This is a genomic window from Citrobacter sp. Marseille-Q5395, from assembly GCF_947057495.1.
GTDB classification, from domain to species: domain Bacteria; phylum Pseudomonadota; class Gammaproteobacteria; order Enterobacterales; family Enterobacteriaceae; genus Citrobacter; species Citrobacter murliniae.
On the sequence record NZ_CAMSEL010000035.1, the window covers coordinates 1 to 22,125 of the forward strand.

At 51.0% G+C, this 22,125-nt stretch carries 24 protein-coding genes and 1 pseudogene; 15 read left to right on the forward strand and 10 right to left on the reverse strand.

Annotation, left to right across the window (positions count from 1 at the left end):
- The 7 genes from OH663_RS24800 to gstA form a co-directional block, all read left to right on the forward strand.
- A partial coding sequence (locus OH663_RS24800; protein ID WP_263525899.1) for a 4Fe-4S dicluster domain-containing protein occupies window positions 1-858 on the forward strand: 858 nt, incomplete at its 5' end.
- Window positions 859-1,911, forward strand: coding sequence for an electron transport complex subunit RsxD (rsxD, locus tag OH663_RS24805; protein WP_200013039.1), 1,053 nt, complete (start codon window positions 859-861; stop codon window positions 1,909-1,911).
- A gap of 9 nt (window positions 1,912-1,920) precedes the next feature.
- Entirely contained in the window at window positions 1,921-2,541 is a 621-nt protein-coding gene (gene rsxG, locus OH663_RS24810; RefSeq protein WP_045442560.1) for an electron transport complex subunit RsxG, read from the forward strand.
- Between the two features lie 3 nt (window positions 2,542-2,544).
- Window positions 2,545-3,237 (forward strand): electron transport complex subunit E, encoded by a 693-nt coding sequence (locus tag OH663_RS24815; protein ID WP_045442557.1) that lies wholly within the window; start codon window positions 2,545-2,547, stop codon window positions 3,235-3,237.
- Complete coding sequence (gene nth, locus OH663_RS24820) at window positions 3,237-3,872, forward strand: endonuclease III (protein WP_045442555.1); 636 nt, start codon at window positions 3,237-3,239, stop codon at window positions 3,870-3,872. The genes OH663_RS24815 and nth overlap by 1 nt, the downstream gene beginning before the upstream one ends.
- Window positions 3,873-4,484: 612 nt before the next feature.
- Window positions 4,485-5,990 (forward strand): dipeptide/tripeptide permease DtpA, encoded by a 1,506-nt coding sequence (dtpA, locus tag OH663_RS24825; RefSeq protein ID WP_048221511.1) that lies wholly within the window; start codon window positions 4,485-4,487, stop codon window positions 5,988-5,990.
- Window positions 5,991-6,095: 105 nt separating this feature from the next.
- Window positions 6,096-6,701: a glutathione transferase GstA gene (gene gstA, locus OH663_RS24830; protein ID WP_045442550.1), complete on the forward strand. Its 606-nt coding sequence runs from the start codon at window positions 6,096-6,098 to the stop codon at window positions 6,699-6,701.
- Between the two features lie 41 nt (window positions 6,702-6,742).
- Here gstA and pdxY read toward each other — a convergent pair whose 3' ends face one another.
- The 5 genes from pdxY to anmK all read right to left on the reverse strand — a co-directional run bounded on the left by pdxY (window position 6,743) and on the right by anmK (window position 11,323).
- Window positions 6,743-7,603 carry a pyridoxal kinase PdxY gene (gene pdxY, locus OH663_RS24835; protein ID WP_045442547.1) on the reverse strand — a complete coding sequence of 287 codons (861 nt, stop codon included), beginning with the start codon at window positions 7,601-7,603 and terminating at the stop codon, window positions 6,743-6,745.
- A 64-nt stretch (window positions 7,604-7,667) separates the two neighbouring features.
- A complete protein-coding gene (gene tyrS / locus OH663_RS24840) occupies window positions 7,668-8,942 on the reverse strand; it encodes a tyrosine--tRNA ligase (protein ID WP_045442543.1) in 1,275 nt (424 codons plus the stop codon).
- A 126-nt stretch (window positions 8,943-9,068) separates the two neighbouring features.
- Window positions 9,069-9,725 carry a pyridoxamine 5'-phosphate oxidase gene (gene pdxH / locus OH663_RS24845; protein WP_045442541.1) on the reverse strand — a complete coding sequence of 219 codons (657 nt, stop codon included), beginning with the start codon at window positions 9,723-9,725 and terminating at the stop codon, window positions 9,069-9,071.
- Window positions 9,726-9,784: 59 nt separating this feature from the next.
- Complete coding sequence (mliC, locus tag OH663_RS24850) at window positions 9,785-10,114, reverse strand: C-type lysozyme inhibitor (RefSeq protein WP_136345584.1); 330 nt, start codon at window positions 10,112-10,114, stop codon at window positions 9,785-9,787.
- An 87-nt stretch (window positions 10,115-10,201) separates the two neighbouring features.
- Complete coding sequence (gene anmK, locus OH663_RS24855) at window positions 10,202-11,323, reverse strand: anhydro-N-acetylmuramic acid kinase (RefSeq protein ID WP_045442529.1); 1,122 nt, start codon at window positions 11,321-11,323, stop codon at window positions 10,202-10,204.
- Between the two features lie 274 nt (window positions 11,324-11,597).
- On the opposite strand from anmK, the gene slyB reads away from it, so the two are divergent.
- The gene (gene slyB / locus OH663_RS24860) at window positions 11,598-12,065 is read left to right on the forward strand and encodes an outer membrane lipoprotein SlyB (protein WP_045442526.1); all 468 of its coding nucleotides are present in this window, start codon (window positions 11,598-11,600) and stop codon (window positions 12,063-12,065) included.
- A gap of 46 nt (window positions 12,066-12,111) precedes the next feature.
- Here slyB and slyA read toward each other — a convergent pair whose 3' ends face one another.
- Window positions 12,112-12,552: a transcriptional regulator SlyA gene (gene slyA, locus OH663_RS24865; RefSeq protein ID WP_019076732.1), complete on the reverse strand. Its 441-nt coding sequence runs from the start codon at window positions 12,550-12,552 to the stop codon at window positions 12,112-12,114.
- Between the two features lie 192 nt (window positions 12,553-12,744).
- Here slyA and OH663_RS24870 point away from each other — a divergent pair, with 192 nt between their 5' ends.
- The 3 genes and pseudogenes from OH663_RS24870 to OH663_RS24880 all read left to right on the forward strand — a co-directional run bounded on the left by OH663_RS24870 (window position 12,745) and on the right by OH663_RS24880 (window position 15,917).
- A complete protein-coding gene (locus OH663_RS24870; protein ID WP_200013041.1) occupies window positions 12,745-12,981 on the forward strand; it encodes a DUF1656 domain-containing protein in 237 nt (78 codons plus the stop codon).
- 2 nt (window positions 12,982-12,983) lie between these two features.
- The gene (locus OH663_RS24875; protein ID WP_200013043.1) at window positions 12,984-13,847 is read left to right on the forward strand and encodes an efflux RND transporter periplasmic adaptor subunit; all 864 of its coding nucleotides are present in this window, start codon (window positions 12,984-12,986) and stop codon (window positions 13,845-13,847) included.
- A pseudogene (locus OH663_RS24880) lies at window positions 13,844-15,917 on the forward strand (FUSC family protein). The gene OH663_RS24875 and the pseudogene OH663_RS24880 overlap by 4 nt, the downstream one beginning before the upstream one ends.
- Here the strand turns inward: OH663_RS24880 and sodC are convergent.
- From sodC to OH663_RS24895, 3 genes are all read right to left on the reverse strand, one after another.
- The gene (sodC, locus tag OH663_RS24885) at window positions 15,860-16,381 is read right to left on the reverse strand and encodes a superoxide dismutase [Cu-Zn] SodC (protein WP_045442513.1); all 522 of its coding nucleotides are present in this window, start codon (window positions 16,379-16,381) and stop codon (window positions 15,860-15,862) included. The pseudogene OH663_RS24880 and the gene sodC overlap by 58 nt on opposite strands.
- 81 nt (window positions 16,382-16,462) lie before the next feature.
- Window positions 16,463-17,359 carry an aldo/keto reductase gene (locus OH663_RS24890; RefSeq protein ID WP_045442510.1) on the reverse strand — a complete coding sequence of 299 codons (897 nt, stop codon included), beginning with the start codon at window positions 17,357-17,359 and terminating at the stop codon, window positions 16,463-16,465.
- 50 nt (window positions 17,360-17,409) lie between these two features.
- Window positions 17,410-17,649, reverse strand: a complete 240-nt coding sequence (locus OH663_RS24895; protein WP_045442508.1) for a DUF1289 domain-containing protein — start codon at window positions 17,647-17,649, stop codon at window positions 17,410-17,412.
- Window positions 17,650-17,750: 101 nt separating this feature from the next.
- Between OH663_RS24895 and OH663_RS24900 the strand changes: the two genes are divergently transcribed.
- The 4 genes from OH663_RS24900 to rnt all read left to right on the forward strand — a co-directional run bounded on the left by OH663_RS24900 (window position 17,751) and on the right by rnt (window position 20,810).
- Window positions 17,751-18,350: a TetR/AcrR family transcriptional regulator gene (locus tag OH663_RS24900; protein ID WP_045442505.1), complete on the forward strand. Its 600-nt coding sequence runs from the start codon at window positions 17,751-17,753 to the stop codon at window positions 18,348-18,350.
- 58 nt (window positions 18,351-18,408) lie between these two features.
- Entirely contained in the window at window positions 18,409-19,506 is a 1,098-nt protein-coding gene (nemA, locus tag OH663_RS24905) for an alkene reductase (RefSeq protein WP_200013045.1), read from the forward strand.
- Between the two features lie 154 nt (window positions 19,507-19,660).
- On the forward strand, window positions 19,661-20,068 hold the full coding sequence (gloA, locus tag OH663_RS24910; protein ID WP_045442499.1) for a lactoylglutathione lyase: 408 nt from the start codon (window positions 19,661-19,663) through the stop codon (window positions 20,066-20,068).
- A gap of 94 nt (window positions 20,069-20,162) precedes the next feature.
- Window positions 20,163-20,810, forward strand: a complete 648-nt coding sequence (gene rnt, locus OH663_RS24915; RefSeq protein ID WP_045442497.1) for a ribonuclease T — start codon at window positions 20,163-20,165, stop codon at window positions 20,808-20,810.
- Between the two features lie 148 nt (window positions 20,811-20,958).
- On the opposite strand, the gene tyrR is transcribed toward rnt, so the two are convergent.
- On the reverse strand, window positions 20,959-22,125 hold a 1,167-nt coding region (gene tyrR, locus OH663_RS24920; RefSeq protein ID WP_263525900.1), incomplete at its 5' end, for a transcriptional regulator TyrR.

The window sequence follows — 22,125 nt, forward strand, 5'->3', positions numbered from 1 at the left end:
GCGGATCTTCTGCCTCAGCAACTTTACTGGTTCAGTAAAGGACAACAGCACGATAAGGCAACCAGTCACAATATCGCTGACTGCATTGAATGCGGAGCCTGTGCCTGGGTTTGTCCAAGCAATATTCCGCTGGTGCAATATTTCCGCCAGGAAAAAGCTGAGCTTTATGCCATTAGTCAGGAAGAAAAACGCGCCGCTGAAGCAAAAGCACGCTTTGAAGCCAGACAAGCGCGACTGGAACGTGAAAAAGCGGCTCGTCTTGAACGCCACAAAAGCGCGGCGGTACAACCTGCCGCAAAAGATCATGATGCCATTGCCGCCGCACTTGCCCGCGTAAAAGAAAAGCAGGCGCAGGCAATGCAGCCGGTGGTGATCAAGGCTGGCGAAAAACCCGACAACAGCGCCGCCATTGCCGCCCGTGAGGCGCGCAAAGCACAGGCACGAGCTAAACAGGCGGAAAACTCACTGTCTGAAGAGAGCGGTACGGCGACTGATCCGCGCAAAGCTGCCGTCGAAGCCGCGATTGCCCGGGCTAAAGCACGCAAACTTGAACAGCAGACGGACGCTGAAACGGCCGAACCGGTAGATCCGCGCAAAGCTGCTGTCGAAGCCGCGATTGCCCGGGCTAAAGCACGCAAACTTGAACAGCAGACGGACGCTGAAACGGCCGAACCGGTAGATCCGCGCAAAGCCGCTGTCGAAGCCGCGATTGCCCGGGCTAAAGCACGCAAACTTGAGCAGCAGACCGTCGCTGAAACGGCCGAACCGGTAGATCCACGCAAAGCCGCTGTCGCGGCCGCTATTGCACGCGCGCAGGCTAAAAAAGCCGCACAGCAGCAGGTTGTTAACGAGGAATAAATGGTATTCAGAATAGCAAGCTCCCCTTATACCCATAATCAGCGCCAGACATCACGCATTATGCTGCTGGTGTTAATTGCCGCATTACCGGGTATTGCCGCTCAGTTATGGTTCTTTGGTTGGGGAACGTTATTGCAGATAGTTCTCGCCTCTGCCAGCGCTATCGCCGCCGAAGCCAGCGTGCTAAAACTGCGTAAACAGCCCGTCGTCGCAATCCTGAAAGACAACTCCGCGTTGCTGACTGGATTGCTGCTTGCCGTCAGTATTCCGCCGCTTGCTCCATGGTGGATGGTGGTATTAGGTACTGTATTCGCGGTCATCATTGCCAAACAATTGTATGGCGGTCTCGGGCAGAATCCATTTAACCCCGCAATGATAGGCTATGTCGTCCTGCTTATTTCATTCCCGGTGCAGATGACCAGCTGGTTGCCACCGCATGAAATTGCGGCTACGGTGCCGGGTTTCTTTGATGCCCTGAACGTAATCTTTACCGGACATACCGTGGGCGGCAGTGATATGAACACTCTACGCATGGGGATCGATGGCATCAGTCAGGCCACACCGCTGGATACGTTCAAAACATCGTTACACGCAGGACACTCCGTTGAACAAGTCATGCAGTATCCTATTTACAGCGGAATGCTCGCAGGCGCTGGCTGGCAGTGGGTGAACCTGGCCTGGCTGGCTGGCGGTGTAGTGTTATTGTGGCAAAAAGCAATTCGCTGGCATATCCCGGTCAGTTTTCTGCTATCGCTCGCCATCTGTGCGACGTTAGGCTGGTTTTTCTCCCCGGATTCACTGGCTTCACCACAGTTGCACCTGCTCTCAGGTGCAACTATGCTCGGCGCATTCTTTATTCTTACCGATCCCGTTACGGCATCAACAACTAACCGTGGTCGCCTGATTTTTGGCGCGCTTGCAGGTCTGTTAGTGTGGCTGATTCGCAGTTTTGGTGGGTATCCTGATGGCGTGGCCTTTGCCGTATTGCTGGCAAATATCACTGTTCCCCTGATTGATTATTACACCCGCCCTCGCGTGTACGGACATCGCTAAGGACAACATATGCTGAAAACGATTCGTAAACACGGTATCACTCTGGCACTGTTTGCTGCGGGCTCTACGGGGTTAACGGCAGCCATTAATCAGTTAACCAAGTCCACCATTGATGAACAGGCCGCACTGCAGCAAAAGGCGCTGTTCGATCAGGTTTTGCCTGGAGATCGCTACAATAATAATCTGCCTGAAAGCTGCTATCTGGTTAATGCACCGGCGTTGGGTAAAGGAACACACCACGTTTATATTGCCCGTCAGGATGACCGTCCGGTAGCGGCAATTCTGGAAGCTACCGCACCTGATGGATACTCTGGCGCTATTCAGTTGCTGGTCGGCGTCGATTTCAATGGTACCGTACTGGGTTCGCGCGTAACGGAACATCATGAAACGCCGGGGCTGGGTGATAAAATAGAGCTGCGTCTGTCCGACTGGATAACCCATTTTAGTGGCAAAAAAATCAGCACTGAAAATGACCCACACTGGGCGGTTAAAAAAGACGGTGGTGACTTTGACCAGTTCACTGGCGCGACCATCACCCCGCGTGCGGTAGTTAATGCAGTTAAACGCGCTGGTCTGTACGCGCAAACGCTGCCTGCGCAGCTTCCTCAACTTACCGCCTGTGGAGAATAAACCATGAGCGAAATTAAAGACGTCATTGTTCAGGGGCTATGGAAAAATAACTCCGCCCTGGTGCAGTTACTCGGCATGTGCCCACTGTTAGCGGTGACCTCTACCGCCACCAACGCCCTGGGTCTGGGGCTTGCTACAACACTGGTACTGACGCTGACTAACCTGACTATCTCAGCCCTGCGCCGCTGGACACCGCCTGAAATTCGTATCCCGATTTATGTCATGATCATCGCCTCAGTGGTGAGTGCGGTGCAGATGCTTATCAACGCATATGCCTTTGGTTTGTATCAGTCCCTGGGGATCTTCATTCCCTTAATTGTGACCAACTGTATTGTGGTTGGCCGTGCAGAAGCGTTTGCCGCTAAAAAAGGCCCCGCTTTATCCGCGCTCGATGGTTTTTCCATCGGCATGGGAGCAACCGGCGCGATGTTTGTCCTCGGATCACTGCGTGAAATCATAGGTAACGGGACATTGTTTGATGGCGCAGACGGCCTGCTGGGTAGCTGGGCCAAAGTGCTGCGCGTCGAGATTTTCCATACGGATACGCCGTTCCTGTTGGCCATGCTACCGCCGGGAGCGTTCATTGGTCTGGGACTGATGCTGGCAGTTAAATATCTTATTGATGAAAGAATGAAAAAGCGTCGTGCTGAGGCTGCAGTGACGGACAGTCCGGCAGGCGAGACAGGGAATGTGTAATGAACAAAGCGAAACGGCTGGAAATACTCACACGTCTGCGTGACAACAACCCGCATCCAACAACCGAGCTCAATTTTACCTCGCCGTTTGAGTTGCTGATTTCCGTTTTACTGTCGGCGCAGGCCACCGATGTCAGCGTCAATAAAGCCACTGCAAAGCTCTATCCCGTCGCCAATACCCCTGCCGCGATGCTGGATCTCGGTGTCGAAGGGGTTAAGTCGTATATTAAAACGATAGGCTTGTTTAACAGCAAAGCAGAAAACGTAATTAAAACCTGCCGTATTCTGCTGGAACAACATCATGGCGAAGTACCTGAAGATCGGGCTGCACTGGAAGCACTGCCCGGTGTCGGGCGCAAGACAGCGAATGTGGTGCTAAACACCGCCTTTGGTTGGCCTACCATAGCCGTCGACACCCATATTTTTCGAGTGTGTAATCGAACGCAATTCGCGCCGGGTAAAAACGTTGAGCAGGTAGAAGAAAAACTGCTGAAAGTTGTTCCCAGTGAATTTAAAGTCGATTGCCATCACTGGTTAATTCTTCATGGTCGCTACACCTGCATTGCCAGGAAACCTCGTTGTGGCTCTTGTATCATCGAAGACCTCTGCGAATTCAAAGAGAAAGTCGATATCTGATAATGTTGGGGGCAAGAACCCTTGCCCACTTCCATAACGATTAGTTATGCACTTCTTAATCTCTCATTTCCCGTCAATGATGCCATAGTCGCGGGCATATCTGATGTAATATTCTTGTGAATTAACACCTGAGCAGGTTAATCGTTTTTTTAGTAATAGAAATTTCTATCCATCCGTGATCAAGATCACCCTGATAACACAATGTAAAATATTTTTTATTTTGTAGTTAAAATGACAAGCAAATGATCTGACCCCGTCAATTCGATACAAAACATTACACTGGCTATTTTTAAGATAATGGCCTATATCACTGGATTCAACCTTGAATAGCAGAACATATCGCCACATTGCGGTTTCTGCCCCTATCTGACAGTGTAAAAATCTGCCATTTTTCAATTGAAGAAATTTAACGCTAGATAACATTTATTAGCCTGGATGATTTCACCAGTTCAGATATATGTAACAGATTATTACAAACCCCTTGTCTGAATGGTCAAGATAGTGAACATTACTTGCCGTTTCCCCTCCCACTATAACAATCGGACGGATGAACTTGACTCATCACGTACCTGAACACCCCCGTTGATATGGGATGTAAAAAAAGAGGTAAAAGTGTCTACTGCAAACAATAAACCAACTGAAAGCGTCAGTTTAAACGCCTTCAAACAACCAAAAGCGTTCTATCTCATTTTCTCGATTGAGCTGTGGGAACGTTTTGGCTATTACGGCCTGCAAGGAATTATGGCCGTCTACCTGGTGAAGCAACTGGGTATGTCAGAAGCGGATTCCATCACCCTTTTCTCATCCTTTAGCGCCCTGGTTTATGGTCTTGTTGCCATTGGCGGCTGGTTAGGTGACAAGGTTCTGGGAACGAAGCGTGTCATCATGCTGGGTGCTATTGTCCTGGCCATCGGTTATGCACTGGTTGCATGGTCTGGTCACGATGCGGGTATCGTTTATATGGGCATGGCGGCCATCGCGGTCGGTAACGGTCTGTTCAAAGCAAACCCATCATCCCTGCTGTCTACCTGCTATGCAAAAGATGACCCGCGTCTTGATGGTGCATTTACCATGTACTATATGTCCGTCAACATCGGTTCATTCTTCTCTATGCTGGCAACTCCATGGCTGGCTGCACGTTACGGCTGGAGCACCGCGTTCGCACTGAGCGTCGTTGGTATGCTGATCACCGTCGTGAACTTCGCATTCTGCCAGCGTTGGGTCAAACAGTACGGTTCTAAACCGGACTTCGAGCCAATCAACTACCGTAACCTGCTGCTGACAATTGGTGGCGTTGTAGTTCTGATCGCTATCGCGACATGGCTGCTGCACAACCAGGGTATCGCACGTATGGTTCTGGGCGTTATCGCTATGGGCATCGTGGTTATCTTCGGTAAAGAAGCGTTCTCTATGCACGGTGCTGCGCGTCGTAAAATGATCGTCGCTTTTATTCTGATGCTGGAAGCGATTATCTTCTTCGTGCTTTACAGCCAGATGCCGACGTCACTGAACTTCTTTGCGATTCGTAACGTTGAACACTCTATTCTGGGCATCGCTTTCGAACCTGAGCAGTACCAGGCACTGAACCCATTCTGGATCATCATTGGCAGCCCAATCCTTGCCGCCATCTATAACAAGATGGGTGACACCCTGCCGATGCCAACCAAGTTTGCTATTGGTATGGTTCTGTGTTCTGGCGCGTTCCTGATCCTGCCGCTGGGTGCGAAATTCGCAACTGATGCGGGCATCGTTTCCGTTAACTGGCTGATCATCTGCTACGGTCTGCAAAGTATCGGTGAACTGATGATCTCTGGTCTGGGTCTGGCGATGGTTGCACAGCTGGTTCCGCAGCGCCTGATGGGCTTTATCATGGGTAGCTGGTTCCTGACTACCGCAGGCGCCAACATTATTGGTGGCTACGTTGCTAACATGATGGCAGTTCCAGAAAACGTTACTGACCCGCTGATGTCTCTTGAAGTATACGGACGTGTGTTCCTGCAGATTGGTATTGCTACAGCGGTTATTGCTGTTCTGATGCTGCTGACAGCACCGAAACTGAACCGTATGACTCAGGACGACGATGTAAGCGAGAAAGCCTCTAAGGCCGCAACAGCGTAATTCTCAGGGAAACTTATCTTAAGGCCGCTAACTTTATGTTAGCGGCTTTTTTTTTGTCTGAGGTAGCACTACCATACGATATACCTCAGCCAAAAGGAGTTACCGATGAAACTGTTCTACAAACCGGGCGCTTGTTCTCTTGCTTCCCACATCACACTGCGTGAGAGTGGTAAAGATTTCACGCTGGATGGTGTTGATCTGATGAAGAAACGTCTGGAAAACGGCGACGATTTTTTCGCGGTAAACCCAAAAGGACAAGTTCCCGCGCTGCTGCTTGATGACGGAACGCTACTGACCGAAGGCGTTGCCATCATGCAGTACCTGGCCGACTCTGTACCAGACCGTCAGCTCCTTGCCCCCACCAGCAGCCTCTCCCGCTACAAAACAATCGAGTGGCTTAACTTTATTGCTACAGAGCTGCATAAAGGCTTTACCCCTCTGTTTCGCCCCGATACACCAGAAGAGTACAAACCAACCGTTCGTGCTCTGCTGGAGAAAAAAATGCAATATGTAAATGAGTCATTAAAAGACAATCCGTGGATCTGCGGTCAACGTTTCAGCATTGCGGATGCCTATCTGTTCACCGTGCTGCGCTGGGCATATGCAGTGAAATTGAATATGGAAGGATTCAGCCATATCGAAGCGTATATGGCGCGTATGGCGGAGCGTCCGGCAGTGACTGCGGCGCTAAAAGCTGAAGGGTTAAACTAACTGTTTAGTGCCGGATAGCGCTAACGCTTATCCGGCATTTATTACAACTGCGTTGCGCTAAAGTAGTGTTCCGGTTTAGCGATACGATCCTGAGCGGCAACCACCTGCAGCTCATACTCCTGCATCTCTTTGGTCGCGATCATAATTTCGTACACCGCCGCAGTCACATGTTCCAGCGCCTGTTGTAAAGACGCGCCCTGTAACAGCTTCACCAGCAGTAAACCGCTGGTAACATCACCAACGCCAACAGGCTGACGAGTACCAAAATCCACTAATGGCCGACTGATATGCCACGCTTGTTCAGCAGTCACCAGTAGCATCTCAAAACGATCCGTGCTGATACCCGCGCGAGCAAGATGCTTAACCAACACAATTTCCGGACCCTGAGCAATCAGTTCACGAGCCGCTATCACTGCCTCATTCACATTGTTAACTGCGTGCTCACACAAGATTTCGAGTTCGACCAAATTGGGTGCGATAATATCGCTGGCCGGTAGCGCATGGCGTACATGAAATTCGGCAACACCCGGCGCAACAATACATCCTTTTTCTGGATGGCCCATTACCGGGTCGCAGAAATATTTCGCTTGTGGATTGGCTGCTTTAACTTTGCGCACAATGCCCAGAATATGCTCGCCCTGCTCTGCAGACCCCAGATATCCGCTTAGAACTGCGTCGCACTGCTGGAGTTTATCGATATCAGCAATACCCTGGACGATTTCAGTCAGGTGACTGGGCGGCATGACACAGCCTGTCCATTTACCGTACTGCGTGTGGTTGGAAAACTGAACGGTGTTAAGTGGCCAGACATTCGCGCCAAGACGACGCATCGGAAATTCTGCTGCACTATTGCCCGCATGGCCAAAAACAACGTGGGACTGGATGGCGAGGATATTCTTCATTTAACTTACCACAACCCTAGAATAATAAAGGGGCGTAGTTTCCCACGCCCCCGCTGACTTTTACTTACTTCCAGCAAATCAGGCAATAGTTCTTTTTGCCACGGCGCAGTAAGGTGTAGCGACCGAACAAAATATCACTCTCCTGGAAGAAATATTCCGGGTCAGATTGTTTCTCACCGTTGATAGTGACCGCGTTAGACGCAATAGTCTTACGCGCCTGGCCGCGAGAGGGTTGCAGTTCGGAATCAACCAGTGCCTGCATCAGATCGGCACCTTTTTCCATCTCAATCATCGGTACGCCATCCTGTGCCAGCTGTTCGAAATCAGCTTCGCTCAGGGAGCCCAGATCACCGTTGAACAGGCTTTCGGTAATGCGTTTTGCCGCCACCAGCCCTTCTTCACCATGAACCAGACGTGTCACTTGTTCAGCCAGAACATACTGAGCACGAGGCGCTTTGCCGCTGTTCTTATCTTCTTCTTCCAGAGCGTTGATCTCTTCAATGTCCATAAAGGTGAAGAATTTAAGGAAGCGATACACATCAGCATCAGCGGTGTTAATCCAGAACTGGTAGAACTTATACGGACTGGTTTTTTTCGGATCCAGCCATACTGCGCCACCTTCTGTTTTACCGAATTTGGTACCGTCTGCTTTGGTGATCAGCGGAACAGTCAGGCCAAACACCTGGTTCTGATGCAGGCGGCGTGTCAGGTCGATACCAGAGGTAATGTTACCCCACTGGTCAGAACCACCGATTTGCAACGCAACGCCGTGCAGTTTGTTCAGGCAAGCGAAGTCGTAACCCTGCAACAGGTTGTATGAAAACTCGGTAAAAGAGATCCCCTGATCGTCACGGTTAAGACGCTGCTTCACCGCTTCTTTGTTGATCATCTGGTTAACGGAGAAGTGTTTGCCGATATCACGCAGGAAAGTCAGTACGTTCATACCGCCAAACCAGTCGTAGTTGTTCGCAGCAATCGCAGAGTTGTCGCCACAGTCGAAATCGAGGAACGGCGCAACCTGTTTGCGGATCTTATCCACCCACTCCTGCACGGTGTCTTCGGTGTTCAGTTTACGCTCGGCGGCTTTAAAGCTCGGGTCACCAATCAGCCCCGTTGCACCACCTACCAGTGCGACAGGCTTATGGCCCGCCTGCTGGAAGCGTTTCAGGCATAACAATGGAACCAGATGCCCCAAATGCAAGCTGTCAGCGGTAGGATCGAAGCCGCAATAGAGCGCGATCGGGCCTTGCGCCAGTCGCTCTGCTAACGCTTCCTCGTCCGTCACCTGGGCCACCAGCCCCCGCTCTTGCAATTGTTTAATCAAGTTACTGCTTGCCATCAAAATCTCCATGTATAAAACGACTGCACCTTTGCCGGTACACGACTTTTCGCCTGATGCGAAAGAGACATAGAATAAAGCGCCGGATTCATCAGTACCAGCGCTTAAAACAAGAATTTTGCATCTTTACGGAGCGAGGCGATCAATTTTCCACGCGTTATCTTCACGTTGGTATAAAAAACGATCGTGTAGACGGTTTTCACCGCCCTGCCAGAACTCCATTTGTTCAATACTCACGCGAAAACCGCCCCAGAAGCTAGGTAACGGAACTTCTCCTTGCTGAAACTTCTGCTTCAGCTCAAGAAATTTACTTTCAAGAATACCGCGTGCGGAGATCCGACTTGACTGTTTAGAGACCCAGGCACCAATCTGGCTGTCGCGTGGGCGGCTATGGAAATACTTCACCACCTCAAGCGTGGAAAGACGTTCAGCCTTACCGATAACCATGACCTGCCGTTCCAGCGTATGCCAGGGGAATAAAAGGCTGATGCGGGGATTATTCTCAATCTGATGCGCCTTGCGGCTGCCCATGTTGGTATAAAAAACCAGCCCTTTGTCATCATAATGTTTGAGCAACACGATACGCTGGTAGGGTTGACCATTTTCATCGACGGTTGCGACAACCATCGCAGTAGGATCCGCCAGTTTGGCGTCACAGGCTTGCCCCAGCCAACGCTCAAAAAGCGCAAGGGGTTCGGCGGGAAGATCGCGGCGGCGAAGACCGCCTTTCGTGTATTCACGGCGCAGATGCGCGATTTGCTGCAATTCGTCGTTATCAGACATGATGTTGGGCTACGGATTGTCAGTGGGTGACGCTATTGTGCGCCGCCCAGGTGAAAATCTCAACGCTTCGGGTTCTGTAACTGACAGTTATTTAACACAACTCTGTCGCGTTTATAGACCGTTGCATTGTCTCCTTTAGACCAGAAGACGTAGATGCCGTCCGTGTAACGCGCACCGGATGCCGACACACCCTGTTTGAGTTTCACTAACTGATTATCGTAAACAAAGCTCGCAACTTGTTGAGTATTGTTCAACTTCACAGTAAGCGGTTTTTCATCACAGCGGTATTCGAGTGTATCCGTTTGCATGCGCTCGACAAATTGATTGTAAACACTACAACCGCTAAGCAGTACGGGCAGACAGACAATTAACAGTTTTTTCATAGCCATATCCTGAAGACTTTCCTGGTCCCGGAGGGCAATGACACCCTCCCTAACTTCCCTAGTTTACCGGCATACAGGCGAGGATAATTTCAGTTAACTCTGAGATCGTGGGTTTGCAGGGAAAATCGCCCCTAAAACACTGGACTCTGCCGCACCGGTCACCGAAGGCAAATTACCCGGTAATCCAGCCAAGGTACGCCACGCCAGCCAGGCAAAGGCTAACGCTTCCATATCATCACCGCTAATGCCTGCCTCATCCGTTGATGTTACTTCTGTACCCGGCAACAACGCCGCCAGACGCATCATCAGAAGCGGATTACGGCTTCCGCCGCCACAAACCATCAGTCGCTCACAACCACCGCTCAGCAAGACTTGCTCTGAAATGGTCACCGCCGTCAGTTCGGCAAGCGTCGCCTGCACATCGCGCGGGTTAATCCCCGGAAACTGCGCCAGGTGACGTTCTATCCAGCCATAATTGAAATACTCGCGACCAGTGCTTTTTGGCGCGGGTGCAGAAAAATAGGGGTCGCTAAGCATATTTTGCAGCAGAGGAATAATCACCGTTCCTTCGCTGGCCCACTGCGCATCTTTGTCGTAAGGTCGACCACATTTCCGCCAGATCCAGGCATCCATCAGCATATTGCCCGGTCCGGTGTCATATCCTCTTACAGGTTTTTCAGGTATGAGCAGTGACAAATTGGCAATCCCACCGATATTCAGCACCATCCGGCGTTCCGTCGGATGCGCCAGCAAAGCCTGATGGAAAGCAGGAACCAGCGGCGCCCCCTGCCCACCCAGCGCAATATCACGCCGGCGAAAATCCCCGACCACAGTGATCCCCGTATGCGCCACAATTTGATTGTTATCACCAATTTGCAGCGTATGAGGCGCGGCGCCTGTAGGTTCATGCCATACAGTTTGTCCGTGACAACCAATAGCAACGATATCCTGCGGCTTTAATTTTTGCTGCGACAGGAGCGCATTCACCGCCTCAGCGAACAAACGTCCCAGTTGGGTGTCCAACTGACCAAACTGAGAAAGCGTGAGTTGTTGCCCCTGGCAAATGTCCAGAATGGCTTGTTTCAAATGGATGGGGATGGGCCAGGTAAGACTCGCCTGTTGCGCAACCATCGTTTCATCTATTGCCGCCAGCACAACATCAACACCATCAAGGCTGGTTCCAGACATAACACCGATAAAACGGCCCGATTTCATATGTCATCCTTTTAAGCATGTTAGCCTTGACACTCAACCATAAAGTGCCGCGTAATTCCATGCTTCATTGATGATTTTTGCGGGTTACTGATGGCAACAGGTCATCATTTCAATCGATTTGATGAATGGTTCGTTTATACTCGGTTAACCCGGACCCAATTATGATTTTCATATTGTTCCAGTAGAACATGTGACCTTAGGCTCACAAATGCCATATAATTTTATCATGAAGGGTGTTTTTTTCAGCGTTTCGTGGTGACAAGGAGATTTTTAAATGATTAAACGTGTGCTTATTATTTCATTAATGGGCGTATCTTTAGCCGGTTGCGTTAACAATGACAGCCTTTCAGGTGACGTGTATACCGCATCCGAAGCAAAACAGGTTCAGAACGTAACCTATGGCACGATTGTTCATGTTCGTCCGGTTCAAATTCAGGGTGGTGATGACGCAAACGTAATTGGCGCTATCGGTGGTGCGGTACTCGGCGGGTTCCTCGGTAACACCGTTGGCGGTGGTACTGGCCGCTCATTAGCAACTGCTGCAGGCGCTGTAGCTGGCGGCGTTGCTGGCCAGGGCGTGCAGGGTGCAATGAATAAAACCCAGGGTGTGGAACTGGAAATCCGTAAGGATGACGGTAATACCATCATGGTAGTGCAGAAACAGGGCGCAACCAAATTCGCCGCAGGCCAGCGTGTCGTAATGGCAAGCAACGGCAGAGAAGTTACCGTTTCCCCGCGCTAATCGAATTAACGTGTGGTCAGGCTCTGGCCACACGTTAAATTTCACATCAGCCCTGAGACTGCAGCTCAATGATATTGTGTTCCAGCCTGGCGACCAGTTTAATCAGCAAATCAATCTCCTCGGCCGAGATCCCTTCCAGAATTTCTCCGCGCGTTTTATTGATTACCGCTTCCATATCTGCGATTAGCGGTTCCGCTTTCTCAGTGAGTTTTATTCTCTTTGCCCGACGATCGCTGGCGCAAGTCTGTCGCGAAATGAGTCCCTTTTCTTCCAGTTGGTCAAGCGTACGCACCAGTGAAGGCTGCTCAATACCTATCGCTTTAGCCAACTGAATCTGCGATTGATCCGGCGGCAACTGATGAATGTTGTGCAGCGTAACCCAATGTGTCTGCGTCAACTCCAGAGGCTTCAGGCGATGGTCAATCAGAGCACGCCAAATGCGCACCAACCGTGCCAGATCAGAACCTAGTGGCGATTCCAATTTCATCTCCTTATAATTAGCTTGCTAAGTTATTATACTGATTTTAGAATAGTGTGCAGCATTTGTATTCTCAAAACAAATGTATTGCCAAATTTGCTTACCGGATGACATTTTTTCAGACATTCTGTGTTAAAGAGACTCATTGTCCCTTTTTTGCTAAACCTATAGCAATGCTCTCTTCCGCCAAGGATTTTGCCCGTGAAGTTTATGTTTAATGCAACAGGATTGCCCTTACAAGATTTAATGATCGGCGCATCTGTCTATTTCCCCCCTATTTTCAAGGCGTTTATCGCGGGGTTCATTCTCTGGCTGGTTGCTCATCGTCTACTACGCGACTGGATCTACTCCGGCGAAATATGGCATCCCCTGTTAATGGATCTGTCTCTCTTTACGCTTTGCGTATGCCTGGGCTTCTATCTGCTAATTGCGTGGTGATTATGTCGCTTAAAACCGTTAAATACTTCTCCACAATTATAGTCGCTGTTATTGCGGTCCTCGCGGGATGGTGGATGTGGAATTATTACATGCAGTCACCGTGGACGCGCGACGGCAAAGTCCGCGCTGAGCAGGTCAGCATTACGCCGCAGGTCTCCGGAAGTATCAGCAAACTCAACGTAAAGGATAACCAGTTCGTTAACGCCGGTGATGTGCTTTTGGTTATCGACAAGACACCGTTTCATATCGCCGAATTGAATGCACAGGCTCAGTTAGCCAAAGCACAGTCCGACCTGGCAAAAGCCAATAACGAAGCCAACCGTCGCCGTCATCTGTCGCAAAATTACATCTCCGCAGAGGATCTTGATACGGCGAACCTTAACGTTAAAGCGATGCAGGCCAGCGTCGAAGCCGCTCAGGCCATATTGCGCCAGGCGCAGTGGCAACTGACACAAACGGAAGTTAAAGCCCCTGTTGCGGGATGGGTGACCAATCTTTCGACCCGAACCGGAGACTACGCCTCCACGGGCAAGCCGCTGTTTGCCCTTGTCGACAGCCACTCTTTTTATGTGATGGGGTATTTTGAAGAAACCAAGCTACGCCACATTCGCGAAGGCGCACCGGCTCTTATTACACTGTACAGCGGCAACGTGAAGTTACAGGGTCACGTATCAAGTATTGCCCGTGCTATTTACGATCAGAGTGTTGAAAGTGATTCCGGCCTCATTCCCGATATCAAACCTAACGTGCCATGGGTTCGTCTGGCGCAACGGGTTCCTGTTCGCATCGAATTTAACGCCCTTCCTCACGATGTCACTTTGGTTTCAGGAACGACCTGTAGCGTCTCCATTGGTCAGCATCAATGAAACGGTTTCATCTGACGCCAGGTAATTTGCCGTGGTTTAAAGCCACGGCCGGACAGTGGCGTTACGCTCTGCGTAATACCATTGCAATGTGTCTGGCATTAACGTTCGCCTATTATCTGAACCTGGATGAACCTTATTGGGCGATGACCTCTGCCGCCGTGGTTAGCTTCCCCACCGTCGGTGGTGTCATCAGTAAGAGTCTGGGGCGTGTTGCCGGCAGTTTACTCGGGGCAACGGCGGCGTTGATCATTGCGGGCCATACCCTCAATGAACCCTGGCTATTTCTGCTGAGCATGTCGGCGTGGATTGGCTTATGCACGTGGGCCTGCGCACATTTTACCAATAACGTGGCCTACGCTTTTCAACTGGCTGGCTACACGGCAGCCATCATCGCGTTTCCAATGGTGAATACCGTTGAGATAACTCAATTGTGGGATATCGCCCAGGCCCGTGTATGCGAAGTCCTCGTCGGGATACTCTGTGGTGGGATGATGATGATGATCCTGCCAAGCACATCCGATGGTACAACACTGCTGACCGCACTGAAAAACATGCACGCACGCTTGCTGGAACATGCCAGTTTACTCTGGCAACCAGAAACCACTGATGCGATTCGTTCGGCTCACGAGGGCGTAATCGGCCAAATTCTGACCATGAATCTGTTGCGGATCCAGGCGTTCTGGAGTCACTATCGCTTTCGCCGCCAGAATGCACTGCTCAATTCACTGTTACACCAGCAGCTTCGTATGACCAGCGTGATTTCCAGTCTGCGCAGGATGCTGCTGAACTGGCCCAATCCCCCTGCGAATACCCGGGATATCATCGAACAACTATTGAATGCGCTGGTGAAAGCAAACACCGACAGCTATACCGTGGCGCGTATTATTGCCCCCCTGCGCCCGCGGGACCAAAGCGACTATCGACATATCGCCTTCTGGCAGCGGCTGCGTTATTTCTGCCGTATCTACCTGCAAAGCAGTCACTACCTGCATTTGCTGGAAAATGGCGTAACCGTTGATCGCATTATCGTGAATCGAACGCCTGGACTTGCCCGTCATACTGACAATGCGGAAGCGGTATGGAGCGGATTACGTACTTTCTGCACGCTGATGGTAATCGGTGCATGGAGCATCGGCGCACAGTGGGAATCGGGTTCCGGTGCACTGACGCTTGCCGCCATCAGCTGTGTGCTGTATTCCGCCGTTGCCACCCCGTTCAAATCACTCTCATTGTTGATGCGAACGCTGGTCCTGCTGTCATTATTCAGCTTTGTGGTTAAATTTGGCTTGATGGTGCAAATCACCGACCTCTGGCAATTCATTCTGTTCCTCTTTCCACTGCTTGCCACCATGCAGTTATTAAAATTGCAGATGCCAGCGCTGGCGGGACTTTGGGGACAGTTGATCGTGTTCATGGGATCGTTCATCGCCGTGACCAATCCTCCCGTCTATGATTTTGCTGATTTTCTGAATGACAATATGGCAAAAATTACCGGCGTGGCATTGTCATGGCTGGCCTTTGCCATTCTGCGCCCTGGTTCAGACGCCAGGAAGAGTCGGCGCCACATTCGCGCTCTGCGCCGGGATTTTGTCGATCAGCTCAGCCGACATCCGTCGCTCAGCGAAAATGAATTTGAGTCGTTGACCTATCATCATGTCAGTCAGCTCAGCAACAGCCAGGATGCACTGGCACGGCGCTGGTTATTACGGTGGGGAGTGGTACTACTAAATTGCTCACATGTGGTATGGCAGTTGCGCGCCTGGGAGGCACGCTCAGATCCGTTATCTCGCGTCAGGGATGTGTGCATCTCATTACTTCGCGATGTAATGAGCGAGCGTGGCGTGCAGCAACGTCCGCTGAATGCCACGCTTAATGAACTACAACGTATATGCGATACACTTGCCCATCATCATCAGTCTGCCGCACAAGAGCTGGCCGCTCTAATCTGGCGATTACACTGTTCGCTCTCTCAGCTTGAACAAGCACCACCGCCAGGTACGCTGACCCGCTGATTATTTGATAACACCACAGGCGTATCGCGCCCCGCCACCACCGAGTGGTTTGGGTTGATCGGACATATTATCTCCGCCCACATGTATCATCAGCGACTTGCCTTTGACATCATCCAGCGATTTCAGTCGCGGAGCGACGACAGCCGTCGTGGCATTCCCCTCATTATTAACCATCAGCAATGGGAGATCTCCCATGTGTCCACCACCCTCGGGGCCTTCATGCTTACCGGTTTTATGCGGGTCAAAATGTCCACCTGCCGCTTCGGCGGCCGAAGCTTTACCTTCTTTAATAGCTGGCTGACAACTGCCGTTAGCATGCACATGAAAGCCATGCTCTCCCGGCGGCAGAGCTTTCAAATCTGGCGTAAACTCCAGACCTTTAGCCGTTTCAGAAATGGTCACTGAACCAATCGACTGCCCGACGCCTTGTGACGTCACCAGGTTCATCTCAACTTGCTCACTGGCTGCCTGTGCACCCGCACAGGCCAGTAAGGTAATAACGGCCAAACTCAAACGCTTCATACATCCTCCTTCGAACAGGTACTTGATTGATAAGTGTAAACCAGTGCCGAAAATTTGAACGACGAAGCGCAGAAAACACGATTAAGGCACGTCGTATCCCAGCGCCGCTTTACGAATTCGGAACCATTGTTGACGAGACATTGTCAGCGATTCAGCTGCAATAGCGGCACGAACGCGCTCAATTTTGCCAGAACCAATAATAGGCAGCGGTTGTGATGGCAGACGTAAAATCCACGCATACACCACCTGCTCAATAGACTGGGCATTCAGCTCTTCCGCTACCGCAGCAAGCTCATTACGCAGCGGCTGGAAAGCGTCATCATTGAACAGTCGACCACCGCCCAGACAGGACCAGGCCATCGGCCGGATGCGCAACTGTTGCAACTGATCCAGGGTGCCATCCAGCAAGAGCGGCTGATGTACCGGTGATATTTCGACCTGGTTAGTCGCCAGAGTAAATGGCAGACGCGATTGCAGCAGCGAAAACTGAGCGGGTGTAAAGTTTGATACCCCAAAGTGGCGCACTTTGCCGCTATGGTGCAGCTTTTTAAAGGCATCAGCCACGTCGTCTGCATCCATCAACGGATCGGGACGGTGGATCAGCAGCAGATCAAGATAATCGGTCGCCAGAAGCTTCAGAGACTGTTCTGCGCTGGCAATAATGTGAGCGCTGTCGGTGATATAATGACCAAGTGTATTTTCCGCTCGCGCCGTGGTAGCTATACCGCATTTGGTCACAATCTGCATTTTTTCCCGCAGATGTGGAGCCAACTTCAGTGCCTCGCCAAACGCAGCTTCACACTGGTATCCGCCATAAATATCCGCGTGATCGACAGTAGTTACGCCCAGTTCCAGATGTTCCTCAATAAAGCTGACTAACTGGCGCGCGGACATATTCCAGTCCATCAGCCGCCAGTACCCCATGACAAAGCGAGAAAATTCCGGGCCTTGCGGCGCAATAGTGATACGCTGAACCATAGCAGCTTCCTTAATAAGTGAATGTGTATCGAGTATACGCAATTGCGATTTTAAAAGAGTGAGGGTTGTTGCGGTTCTTCCGGTGGGTTGGTTTTGTTTGCACGTAATTTACGCATAAGCCGCTGGCGACAAAGCCGCAGCACATCCTGTTTTTCGGCATCGCTCATTTTTTGCCAGTTAAAACGCTCATCCCGGCTGCGAAAACATCCGCGGCAAAAACCGCGTTCGTCAGACTGACAGATCCCACGGCACGGGCTCTGGACGGGGAAAAACTCCAGCTGTTCGGCCACATCCCCTCCTTAAATAAGTTCGATATACCTATTGAAGACGTTAACTGAATTTCTGGCAAGCGCTATTGCATTAGACCGACTGGTCTATTACACTCCTTCGCATGAACAAAGTAACTGAACACGACACGCGCGAACATCTTCTGGCGACCGGAGAGCAGCTTTGCATGCAACGCGGATTCACCGGTATGGGTTTAAGCGAATTGTTGAAAACCGCTGAGGTTCCCAAGGGTTCGTTTTATCACTATTTTCGCTCAAAAGAAGCATTTGGTGTGGCTATGCTGGAACGCCATTATGCGGCCTATCATCAGCGACTCGGCGCGCATTTTGATGCGGGTGCTGGTAATTACCGCGACCGGATCCTGGCCTACTATCAGGAAACCCTGAATCAGTTTAGCCAGCATGGCATTATTAGCGGATGCCTGACCGTCAAATTGTCCGCCGAAGTATGCGATCTCTCTGAAGACATGCGTACGGCGATGGATAAAGGCGCGCGACATATTATTACGCTGTTAGCGCAAGCGCTGGAAAAAGGACGGGACTGCCACTGTTTGTCGTTCATTGGCGAACCTTTACAGCAGGCGCAGGTGCTGTATGCGCTGTGGCTGGGGGCCAACCTGCAGGCTAAGATTTCTCGCAGTGCCACACCGCTGGAAAATGCGCTGGCACACGTTAAAACCGTCATTACAACGCCTGACGTTTAACAGGCGTTTTTATTTAAATTATCACTAGACGACCGGTCTATTCATATCTGGAGTTATTATGTCATCTGAAAAACTGTTCTCCCCGCTGAAAGTGGGTGCTATCACAGCCGCAAACCGCGTATTCATGGCACCACTGACGCGTCTGCGCAGCATCGAACCTGGCGACATCCCGACTCCGCTCATGGCCGAATATTATCGCCAACGGGCCAGTGCAGGTCTGATCATCAGTGAAGCCACGCAGATCTCCGCGCAGGCAAAAGGCTATGCGGGTGCGCCAGGATTACACAGCGCAGAGCAAATTGCAGCGTGGGAAAAAATCACCCATGCCGTTCATGCTGAGCAGGGTCATATCGCCGTACAATTGTGGCATACCGGGCGAATCTCTCATTCAAGCCTGCAGCCAAATGGACAGCCACCGGTTGCACCTTCTGCCATCAGCGCAGGAACCCGCACTTCACTGCGCGATGCAAACGGACTGGCGACGCGAGTGGACACCTCTATGCCGCGCGCACTGGAAACCGAAGAAATTCCAGGTATCGTCAATGATTTCCGTCAGGCAATAGCTAACGCGCGTGAAGCGGGCTTTGACCTGGTAGAGTTGCACTCCGCCCATGGCTATTTACTGCATCAGTTCCTGTCCCCTACTTCTAACCACCGCACCGATCAATACGGTGGCAGCGTAGAGAATCGTGCGCGTCTGGTGCTGGAAGTCGTCGATGCCGGGATCAAAGAATGGGGCGCAGACCGCATTGGTATTCGGGTTTCCCCTATTGGTTCTTTCCAGAACGTGGATAACGGTCCGAATGAAGAAGCCGATGCACTGTATCTGATTGAACAACTTGGCAAACGCGGGATCGCTTACCTGCATATGTCCGAACCGGACTGGGCCGGTGGTGAGCCGTATAGCGATGCGTTCCGCGAGAAAATTCGTGCTCGATTCCATGGTCCAATTATTGGAGCGGGAGCCTACACGCCAGAGAAAGCTGAAGCGCTGATTGAAAAAGGCCTGATCGATGCGGTCGCCTTTGGCCGCGCCTATATTGCTAACCCGGATCTGGTCGCTCGTCTGCAGCATAAAGCTGAACTGAATCCACAGCGCGCTGAGAGTTTCTATGGCGGTGGCGCTGAAGGTTACACTGATTATCCGACTCTGTAATTGCCCTGACGATAGCACTGGGTTTTGAGTTGCCGCCAATAAAATGTGGTCTCAAAGAGAGCGGTTATAATCCTGCATTGATAGCGGCGTCACAACGCCGCTATACTAAAACAACATTTTGAATGTATTAGCCATTTTTGAAGGGGAAGAAAAGATGCGTTTACTTCATACCATGCTACGCGTGGGCGACCTGCAACGTTCCATCGATTTTTATACCAAAGTACTCGGCATGAAGCTGCTGCGTACCAGTGAAAACCCTGAATACAAATACTCTCTGGCGTTTGTCGGATACGGCCCTGAAACCAGCGAAGCCGTCATTGAGCTGACCTACAACTGGGGCGTCGACAAATACGACCTGGGTACTGCTTACGGTCACATTGCCCTGAGCGTAGACAATGCGGCAGAAGCCTGCGAGCGTATTCGTCAGAACGGCGGTAACGTGACGCGTGAAGCGGGTCCGGTTAAAGGCGGTACGACGGTTATCGCGTTTGTGGAAGATCCGGACGGCTATAAAATTGAACTGATCGAAGAAAAAGACGCAGGTCGCGGCCTGGGTGACTAATCTCCCGTCGGGCGCAGATCGTCTGTGCCCGTAGTTTTATACTCATCATTTTGCCATAATACCCGCTGCAATTTTCCCGTATTAAGAGACCCAGATGTCCGATAACGCTCAACTTTCCGGTCTGTGTGACCGTTTTCGTGGTTTTTATCCTGTCGTCATTGATGTAGAAACAGCAGGATTTAATGCCAAAACCGATGCGCTGCTCGAGATTGCAGCCATCACGCTGAAAATGGATGAACAAGGCTGGCTGATGCCGGACATGACGTTGCATTTCCACGTCGAACCCTTTGAAGGGGCAAATTTACAACCGGAAGCACTCGCGTTCAACGGTATCGACCCGAGCAATCCGCTACGCGGAGCTGTCAGCGAATACGATGCTCTGCACGCAATCTTTAAAATGGTGCGTAAAGGCATCAAAGACAGTGGTTGTAATCGGGCGATCATGGTTGCGCATAACGCCACTTTCGACCACAGCTTTATGATGGCGGCAGCGGAGCGTGCCTCACTGAAACGCAATCCGTTCCACCCGTTCGTTACCTTTGATACAGCGGCGCTGAGCGGTCTGTCTCTGGGACAAACCGTGCTGTCAAAAGCGTGCCTTGCGGCTGGAATGGAATTTGATGGAACTCAGGCGCACTCTGCGCTGTATGACACTGAACGTACTGCAGTTCTGTTCTGCGAAATCGTTAACCGCTGGAAGCGCCTGGGCGGCTGGCCTCTTCCGGTGCCTGAAGGAGCGTAACTGGCTCACTTCTCAAATTCTAAGGGGCGGAATTGATGCAAAATGCATATATCCGCCTCAAAATCTGTTCCGTAACATGCGCCTCCGATCGGTTAAGCGCGTCTTAACCGATCGGCATGACGCCAGACGAGCATTGTTATTTACTGAGTTACTCTTCGCTCTTCTTCTGCTGGCTCAGTCCGTATTCACGTAATTTATTGGCAATCGCGGTATGCGAGACGCCCAGCCGTTTGGCGAGTTTACGTGTGCTGGGATAATTCAGATAGAGCTGCGTAAGCACTGAGCGCTCAAAGCGGCTGGTGATTTCATCCAGCGAGCCTTCCATAACCTCTTCTCCAACAGCAACCGTCGCCGCATCATAATCCGGCAATAAAATATCCTGCGGACGCAGTTCATATCCCTCAAGCTGGGTTAGCGCCCGATAGATAGCATTTTTCAACTGACGCACGTTACCCGGCCAACCATAGCGGGTTAACACTGTACTGAGATCGGCGGAAAGTTTCGGGCGCGGTACGCCCTGCTCGTCGGCAAACTTTGCGACAAACAGCTCAGTGAGCGGCATAATATCTTGCGGACAATCGCGCAGTGGCGGCAGGTTTAACGTCAATACGTTGAGACGATAGTAGAGATCTTCACGAAACAGGCCTTTCTGTACCAGTTCCACAAGATTTTTTTGCGTAGCACAAATCACGCGCACATCCACATGGACTTCATGATCTTCGCCGACGCGGCGGAACGTTCCGTCATTAAGAAAACGCAGCAATTTTGTTTGCATACGCGGCGACATTTCGCCAATTTCATCCAACAGAACCGAACCGCCATTAGCCTGTTCAAAGAAGCCTTTCTTGCCTTCCGGTGCATGGCCAAACAGCTCACTTTCAACCGCATCTTCAGGAATCGAAGCGCAGTTCAGCGCCAGGTATGGTTTCTCCGCACGTGGGCTCGCCAGATGGCAGGCTCGTGCAAAAAGATCTTTTCCCGTACCGGTATTCCCGGTAATCAGCAATGGCGCACTCAGCATAGCCAGCTTGCGCGCCTGCTCCACGACGTGTTTCATTTTGGTACTGACCGCGATAATCTGACTAAACGCGCTCAGATCCTGAGTGGTCATATTTTGCAACTGACGCCCCATACGAATGGTGGAACGCAGCATCACCACAGCGCCGGTCAACATCAGTTCGTTATTTTCACCCTGTAAATGGACCGGTGTAATTTCCATCAGGAAATTTTGTCCATTAATCACGACATGTTCGCTGTGAGAATCCTGCGGATTGCTTTCCAGCCATCGCTGGAAGTTAAATCCATTGATTAACTG